Below are 7601 nucleotides of genomic sequence, written 5' to 3'. Positions count from 1 at the left end.
GATGCGAATGGCATTGTCACGTTTGCGGAAGTCGCGAACTACGTGACCACGAAGGTGAGGGGGGACACGAACGGACGGCAGAACCCGCAGCGCAGCGGGCTGGGGGATGTGCCGCTGGCGGTCGCGGCCAGCGGCAAGCCTGCCGGGGAATAACCCGGAGCCGCGCGCGGAGCGGCGCTCTCCAGTCCTCCGGGTCAGGAGTTCGCTTATCTGCAGGGCAGCGGCTGGGCGCCGAGAACCACCGCCGAGGCCGCGGAGGCGCGGAGTGCCAGGCGGTCGCCAGGTACGGTACGATCTCTGTGTGCTGGGCGCGCTCGGCGGTCACTGTAATTGCGAACGGGCGTAGCAGGCAGGAAAGCAAAGGGCGGTTCGCCGCACTTGCCCGGGATGACAGAAGAGGGGCCCCGGGGTGAGAGAGCTTACAGTTCCCGCCAGTCGCGCTCCAGTACTTTCCGGTACAACTTGCTCTCGATCAGCATTTCGACCAGGGGCTGGTCGAGCATTCCGCTCTTCGCTTCCATGACCAGGATGTCGAGCGCCCTCTGCTCGCCGATGGCCTTCTTGTAGGGGCGGTCGGAGGCGGTCAGGGCGTCGAAGATATCGGCGATGGTCATCATCCGGGTCTGGACCGGGATCTGGTCGGCCCGGATGCCGCGCGGATAGCCGCGGCCATCCAGCTTCTCGTGGTGGCCGTAGGCGATGTCGGCGACACTGCGCAGGTCGTCGGTCCACGGTATCTGGGAGAGGAAGCGGTAAGTCTGCTCGACGTGGGACTCGATTTCCCGGCGCTCGTGGTCATCCAGGCTGCCCTTGGGGATTCTCAAGAAGTGCAGCTCGTGCTCGGTAATGAAGGGGAGCAGGTCGCCGCGCACGCCGCGGAAGGTGCGGCGGCCAATGTCATCCAAGATTTCCGCACTGGCTTCGGGGAGAATGGTCGGCTCATTGGCCGCGCGCACAGCGGCGTGCAGGCGCTCGAGCTCTTCCATCTGGCGCTGGAACTCCTCCTCGAGCGGGCCTTCCATGGCGGCGAAGTGGGCGGGCCCATCTTGCCCGACGAGCTCCACCCGCTGCTTGTAGTAATCGGCTTCCAGCGTCCTGCGGATCAGATCGAAGCGCGCCTCGACCCGCTCGATGAGGTGGGGCGGCAGCTTCTTGGCCTTGACCAGCACCTCCTCGCGCACGCCCACCTTGCCGAAATCGTGGAGCAGCGCCGCGTAGCGCAGCTCGCGCATCTGCTCGCGGCTGAAGCGCACGTCGGCGTGGGGCCCGCGGCCGTGCTCAGCGATGGCCTCGGCCATGTCACAGGTCATGGTGGCCACGCGCACACTGTGTCCGGCCGTGGTCGGATCTCGCTGGTCGATGGCGATCACGGAGGCTTTGACGAAGCTCTCGAAGATGTGCTCGATCTGCTGGTAGAGCTGCGAGTTCTCGATGGACACGGCGGCCTGGCCGGCCAGCGAGCGTACGAGCTGCAGCTCCCGCTCGCCGTAGGGGAGCACGATCAGTTCGGCCGAACCCTCGTCCGTGATGCGGGCGTCCGGGTCGCGCTTGCGGTTGATGAGCTGGAGCACGCCCACGACCTCGTCCTTGTGGTCCTTCATGGGCACCACGAGCATGGACTGCGTGCGGTAGCCGAATCGCTCGTCGAAGCTGCGGTTGAAGGAATAGGGCGCGTCGGTCGAGATGCGGTAGGCGTCCTCGAGGACCAGCGCTTCCCCGGTGACTGCGGCGTAGCCGGCGAGGCTGGTGCGGTCGAGGGGCAGGGTGAACTCGACGAGCGGCAGACCGGGCAGCGAATCGTTCTGGGCCAGCTTGAAGCGGAGGCGCGGCTTGCCGTCCTCGTCCAGCTCGACCAGGTAAAGGCTTCCGGCATCACTCTGGGTGAGGCGCCGTGCCTGCTCGAGGATGTGCACCAGCAGGCGCTCGGGGTCGCGCTCGGTCATGAGCGCCATGCCAATGCGATTCAGCTCGCGCAGCTCGCTGCGGGCGCGAGCGAGCTCGCGGTCGGCGCGGTCGGTGGCCAGGCGCTCGGCGGCGTGGCGGAACGCGACGCGCAGGGTACGCGCGGCCTCGGCCGTGTGCTGGCCGGCGGGCAGGGTCAGGAGCACGCGGTCACTCTCTGCCGCCAGGGCCTCGACGTCGCCATCGAGTGCGACCACGACCACGGCTGCGGGCAGGCCGGCGAGCGCCGCGGCCAGGTCCGGCGCTGCTCTGGCGAGGGTCTGATCCAGCAGCAGCACGGCCGGGACCTCGGGCGGCTCATCGATTTCGGCGAGGGCGGAGATGGTGGCGCGGCGCGGGATGTGTGCACCTTCAATGGCCGCTTCCATGGCCTGGAGCTGCGTGCCGGCCCCGTGGTAGAGGACGGCGTCGACGATGCTGGGGTTGCCGGTTGCGATCATACTTCCCCGACGTTGATCTGGCTGCCGCTGGGTGTATCGGCGCTCAGGTGGCCGTCTCCGGCGCCTCGGCCCGCCGGAAGGCTTCGGCAGCCGCCTGGAGCAGGCCGAGCGCGTCATAGACCTCGCCCCGCAGCAGGTGGAAGGCTCGGCCGGTGCCGGCGCCGGCCGCTTCCAGCCGGTTCAGGGCGCGGTCCGCTTCGTAGAAAAGTCCGGCATCGCGATAGGCTAGCGCGGCCATGAACAGGCCGTCGCCAGCCGGGTCGAGCCCCATGGCGCTGATGCCGCCCAGGCTGCGGGCGAGGGCGGTATACTCGGGCGCGCTGATGATGCGGAAGCGCTGCGGTTCGGCCACCCGGCCGCCATCGGCGGCGGCGACCGTCCACTCGTAGAAGGCGCCGGGCACCAGGGGGTTCTCGGAGCCGGGCAACGTCCAGGTAGTATCGGCGCCAACATCATAGCGGACGGGTTTCCAGGCGGTATCGGCGGGGTCGTCCGTGAGGGGCGGCTTGGTCTCGGCTCGCCTGATCTGCACTGTGTAGCCGGCGGCTTCCGGAATGCGGAACCAGAGGAAGGTCGGCCGCACGTCCAGCACGTTGATGCGGTTGCGGGGCGAGACCGGGACGGCGGCGCCCGCGATGGGCCGGATCATTCCCTGCCGGTTGGGCTGGGTGCGGGCATCGGTGGTGGCAACCTGCGTGAGGGTGCGGACGGTCTGGTTGAACAGGCCGCCGGGCCGGTTTTCCGCCGGCGCGGCAACCGTGAGGGAGGCCGTTGCGGTCTGGGTCCGACCGGTGCGGTAGAGCAGTACCGCGCGGGCGCCCGCGGCAACAATCACCCGGTCGCCGTCCATCAGCGACATGCCCAGTGTGGCGCCGACGGGCGCCCTCTGGCCAGACCGCTGCACGCGCACGGCGCCGTTCACCTGAATGAGTACGGCCACCGGGTCCGCGGACGCTACCGCTGCCGCGGCACCCGTGATGAGTGCGGCGACTAGCAGGGCGCTGGCAATGAGGCGGCGGCGCACAACGCGCATGAGACCCTCCCTTTCCGTGTTCCCGTCCCGTGGCATCACTTGAATTGCCTGCGCTGGACGAAATCCCAGTCCGCGGGCGGCGGGTTGAGGATGCATTCGCGGCAGCGCTCGAGGTAGAGCGAGCTGGGGCCGTCCGTGTGATCGAGCTCGAGCGCGGCCTGGAAGTACTGGGTGGCCAGTTCGAAGTCGCGGTCCCGGAACGTCTCGAGGCCGCGCTCGTACTGCGCGAGCACTTCGGCCTTGGGCCCGATGTCATCGCCGGCGAGGCCGAGCAGCTCGAACACGCGCACGGGCTGCGCCTTGCCGTAGACGGCGAGCAGGTCCAGCTCGCGCACCTGGACTGCCGCGCCCGCGGCATGGCGGGTGTTCTCGGCAATGAGGATATCGACCTCGTAGGTCTTGCACGCCGGCTCCAGACGCGCGGCCAGGTTGACGTCGTCGCCCAGGGCCGTATAGTCGAAGCGCTTCTGCCCGCCGATGTTGCCCACTACCGGGGTGCCGGTGTTCATGCCAATGCGCATGCTCAACTCGCGGATACCGGCATCGCGCCACTGCAGGTTGAGCTGGTGGAGCCGGCGCTGCATGCGGATGGCGGTGCGGCAGGCGCGCAGCGCGTGATCAGGGAGAGCGCTGGGCGCCCCGTACAGCGCCATGATGGCGTCGCCAATATACTTGTCGAGGGTACCGCCTTCCTCGAGCACGATATCGGCCATCTCGTCCAGGTACTCGTTCAGCAGGGAGAGCAGCTTCTCGGGCGTGTCCTTGAGCGCCTCGGTCATGGAAGTGAAGCCGGCCAGGTCGCTGAAGAGGATGCTGATGGTGCGCATCTCGCCGCCCAACTTGAGGCGAGAGGGGTCAGCGACGAGCTGGTCCACGACGGCGGGCGAGACGTACTTCGAGAACGCGCCGCGAATGACGCGCTTCTCCTTCCCTTCCACCACGGACACGTAGCTGGTGGAGCCCAGGAAGGCGAAGACGAGGGCGAGTGTGGGCCCGATGATGGGGAGGTGCACGTATGCGTCGGCGAAACGTGACCAGGCCAGCCAGAGCACGGCGTCGAGCAGCAGCAGCGCCAGGGCTGCGCCCCAGGCCACGCCGCGGAAGAAGGTGGCGGCAGTGACCAGCAGGGATAGGAGGAGCAGCAGCAAGAGGGTGCGGCTGGTGCCGAGCTCGATGGGGTGGCGGCCGGTCAGCAGATTCTCGAGCAGGTTGGCGTGCACCTCGACGCCGTAGGTCCAGCCGAAGATCTCGCCATTGGCGGCCGTCTCGTCGTAGAAGGGCGTGCGGAACTGCTCGTTGTAATGGTAGCCGCTGCCCATGAGCACGATCTTGTCGCGGAACGCGTTCTTGAACCAGTCGGGCATGAAATCGCCCAGGGCTCCCACCTGCTGCACAATGGCGGAAGAGAAGACGAGGAACGCGCCGTCATCGCGCCCGGGCCGGCTGGGCGGCCCGACAAAGAGGATGGGGGCGGTCTGCGAGGCCTTCTCTTCGGGGATTCGGGCGTAGCGTTGGGGGAGCCCGGGGACCGGCAGTGTTCCGGATCGGGCCGCCTGCGCGAGGTAAGCGTCGAGGTCGATCCCGCGCGCCTGCGCGTAAAGCGCGAGCGCGAAGCTGGGCACGAGTCCTTGCTCGGTGCGGGTGGTGAGCAGGCCGTCGCGCTGCGTCTCGAAGGGGGTCGGCGTGCCGGCATCGGCGACTGCCGCGGCCACCTCAGCGAAATAAGGGTGTGGCGGCAGCAGCACGCGCTCCGCGCCGGAGCCTTCGCTGGGCGCGACGAGCACCACATTTCCCGCCCTGGCCATGGCGGCGCGGAGGCGTGCGTCTCCGTCCACAAAGGGTTCGAGGCGATCGAGCTCGGGATAGGGGCGGTGCAGGTAGACGTCCAGGCCGATGGCGCGGGCGCCGAGGCCGGCCACGGCATCGACGAGGTCGGCGAGCACGGCGCGGGGGAACGGCTCGAGGTAAGGCCAATCCCTGGTAGCCGTGCTGTCGAAGAGGACCAGCACGACGTCGCTCTTCTCGCGGGGCGGCTTGGCCGCCGAGCGGACGCGGAAGTCGAGCGTCTTGAACTCGAGCTGGCCGAACAGCGGCTCGAAGAACTGGACGGTCGTCAGGCCGAACGCCACGAGAGCGGCGCTGCCCGTGATGCCGAAGCCGGCCAGGAGTCGCCGGATCTTCATAGGCTTCTATCCGCCGCGCTACTTCGTGATCTCGTAGACCAGTGAGGCGCTGGCCCAGGTGGCAATGGGCCAGGCCTCCGATCCCGAAACCGGTGGCTCGCCGGCGGCGCGCCGCAGCGCTTGTCTGACCAGCTCCGCCTGGCTGGCTTCACCCTGCGCGAAGCCGGCGCCCTTGGCGAAGGGAACCACCATCGGGCGCTGCGTCACGAAAGCGCGGACAATGCCCCGACCGGCCGGCGGCGAGGCGGTGAACACGACACTGCTGGTGCGCATGGCGGTGGTCGGCAGGACGACCTCCTGGCCGGCGCGGACGAAGTTGCTGCTCTCCCATTCGTTGGGGAACAGTACGGTTACCGTGCCGTCGGTCCCCAGGTCGACCAGCGTCAGATAGCCGTCGCTGCCGGCCCGGATGCGGAACTCGATCTCGTCGTCGAGGCGGAATGTGCTGCGCTCGGTCAGGAACGAGAGCTCGACCGGGAACGGCCGGGCGGGGTTCTCGAGCGCTGCAAGCTGGTGGGTCCCCCACTCGTTGCGCAGCAGCGGCGCGAGGGCGTCCGCGCCCTGGTTCGCGGTCGGCGCCGCGACCGTGTGGCGGACGGCGCCATCGACGCCCAGGACGACGTAGTTCTTGCCGTCGGGCTGGATCAGCAGGTCGGCGAATGTCTTGGGATCCTGCACGATCTGCAGCCCGGCCAGGCCCGCGAGCTGCCTGGTGATGGCGGTGCGGGCGGCGGCGGGCAGGCCGGCGACGGACACGCGCAGGACAGTCTCGGGGAAGCTATAGGCGACGAGATAGGCGCGCGCGCCGACGGCGAGGGAGTCGCGGCGCACGAGCTTGATTCCGCGGAGCTCCTTCTCGACCACGCGGGCGCGGGCCTTGTCCTTTTCCACCTTCATGACCTGCAAGGTCTTGTCACCGACCTTGTAGAACGAGCCCTCAGTGATCCCGGCGGCGCTGCCGCCGCCCAGTTCGACCTCGGCCTCGCCCAGGATGGCGGAAACGGGCACGTAGGCGTCCCAGCCGGCAGCGGCCTCAGCCGGTGCGGCGGGTGGAGCCGCCGGAGCCGGTGCAGGCGCGGGTGCGGGTGTAGGCGCGGGTGCGGGCGGCTCGGGCCGAGGTGCCGGCGCCGGTGGCGGCGTGGGCTGGGCCTTAGCCGGGGCAGGAGGCGCGGCCGGCGGCTGGGGCGCGGGGGCCGGCGGTTCTGCCTTGGGCGCCGGCGGCTGGGGCTTCGGTGCAGGAGGCGCCGGGGTCGGTTCCGCCTTGGCCGGCGCGGGAGGTGGGGCTGGTGCCTCTGCCTTGGGCGGCGCCGCGGGCTTCGGTGCAGGCGCCGGCGGCTCGGGCTTGGGCGCCGGCGGTTGGGGCTTCGGTGCAGCAGGCGCCGGGGTCGGCTCCGCCTTCACCGGCGCGGGAGGCGGGGCTGGTGCCTCTGCCTTGGGCGGCGCCGCGGGCTTGGGTGCAGGCGCCGGTGCGGGCGCTTCCGCCTTGGGGGCTGGCGGTTCCGGCCGGGCCGGGGCCGGTGCAGGTGGCGGCGCTGCGGCGGGCTTGGCCGGTGGTGGTGGTGGCGGCGCCGGCTTCTCGGGCTCGGCCGCGGCGAGCACGGGCCCGCCGTCCACGGTAAAGAGGCCGCGCGTCGCCGGGCCGTCCAGGTTGGGGTTCTGCACGAAGCGCTGGCGCTTGAGGTCGCGCCGCGTGAATTCGAAGACCTCCTGGTAGCTGGCGTTGTCGGGGGCCTGCCACAGGTTGCGCACGAAGTTGGTGGTGAACGCTCCGCCATTCTTGCTGGGCGCGCCGCCCACGCCCGGGAAGACGGCGTCCATGGCGACCTCGTCCGGCTGGGCGGCGGCGATCTCGACAATGGGCTTGCGCGTGCTGGCGTCGAGGTTGGCCGTTTCCCGCACCCCGGGCGTCGCAGCCTTGGCGCCGGCGGGCTTGGCCAGGTCGCTGGTAGGATTGCGCTTCAGGGAGCGGGGCCGGGCGAAGGG

Annotated in this window: 5 protein-coding genes; 1 reads left to right on the top strand and 4 read right to left on the bottom strand. The window is 69.9% G+C overall.

Annotated elements, in window-relative coordinates; genetic code table 11:
* Positions 1-153, top strand: a 153-nt coding sequence (locus HY703_08450; GenBank protein MBI4545210.1) for a hypothetical protein, incomplete at its 5' end; no start/stop codon positions are given.
* 266 nt (positions 154-419) lie between these two features.
* Here HY703_08450 and HY703_08445 read toward each other — a convergent pair.
* The 4 genes from HY703_08445 to HY703_08430 all read right to left on the bottom strand — a co-directional run.
* Positions 420-2402, bottom strand: coding sequence for a GAF domain-containing protein (locus tag HY703_08445; protein ID MBI4545209.1), 1983 nt, complete (start codon positions 2400-2402; stop codon positions 420-422).
* Between the two features lie 43 nt (positions 2403-2445).
* Positions 2446-3435, bottom strand: a complete 990-nt coding sequence (locus tag HY703_08440; GenBank protein ID MBI4545208.1) for a hypothetical protein — start codon at positions 3433-3435, stop codon at positions 2446-2448.
* Between the two features lie 35 nt (positions 3436-3470).
* The gene (locus HY703_08435) at positions 3471-5618 is read right to left on the bottom strand and encodes an adenylate/guanylate cyclase domain-containing protein (protein ID MBI4545207.1); all 2148 of its coding nucleotides are present in this window, start codon (positions 5616-5618) and stop codon (positions 3471-3473) included.
* 18 nt (positions 5619-5636) lie between these two features.
* The coding region (locus HY703_08430; protein ID MBI4545206.1) for a DUF4384 domain-containing protein at positions 5637-7601 on the bottom strand (1965 nt) is incomplete at its 5' end.

This window comes from Gemmatimonadota bacterium, from assembly GCA_016209965.1.
In the GTDB taxonomy this organism is placed as follows: domain Bacteria; phylum Gemmatimonadota; class Gemmatimonadetes; order Longimicrobiales; family RSA9; genus JACQVE01.
The sequence above is the reverse complement of the archived record's forward strand: the minus strand, read 5'-3'. Positions and strand labels throughout refer to the sequence as shown.

What these genes read in the sequence shown, in the direction of transcription:
- HY703_08445 (MBI4545209.1), bottom strand. Translation starts at nt 2,402, where the DNA reads ATGATCGCAACCGGCAACCCCAGCATCGTCGACGCCGTCCTCTACCAC.
- HY703_08440 (MBI4545208.1), bottom strand. Translation starts at nt 3,435, where the DNA reads ATGCGCGTTGTGCGCCGCCGCCTCATTGCCAGCGCCCTGCTAGTCGCC.
- HY703_08435 (MBI4545207.1), bottom strand. Translation starts at nt 5,618, where the DNA reads ATGAAGATCCGGCGACTCCTGGCCGGCTTCGGCATCACGGGCAGCGCC.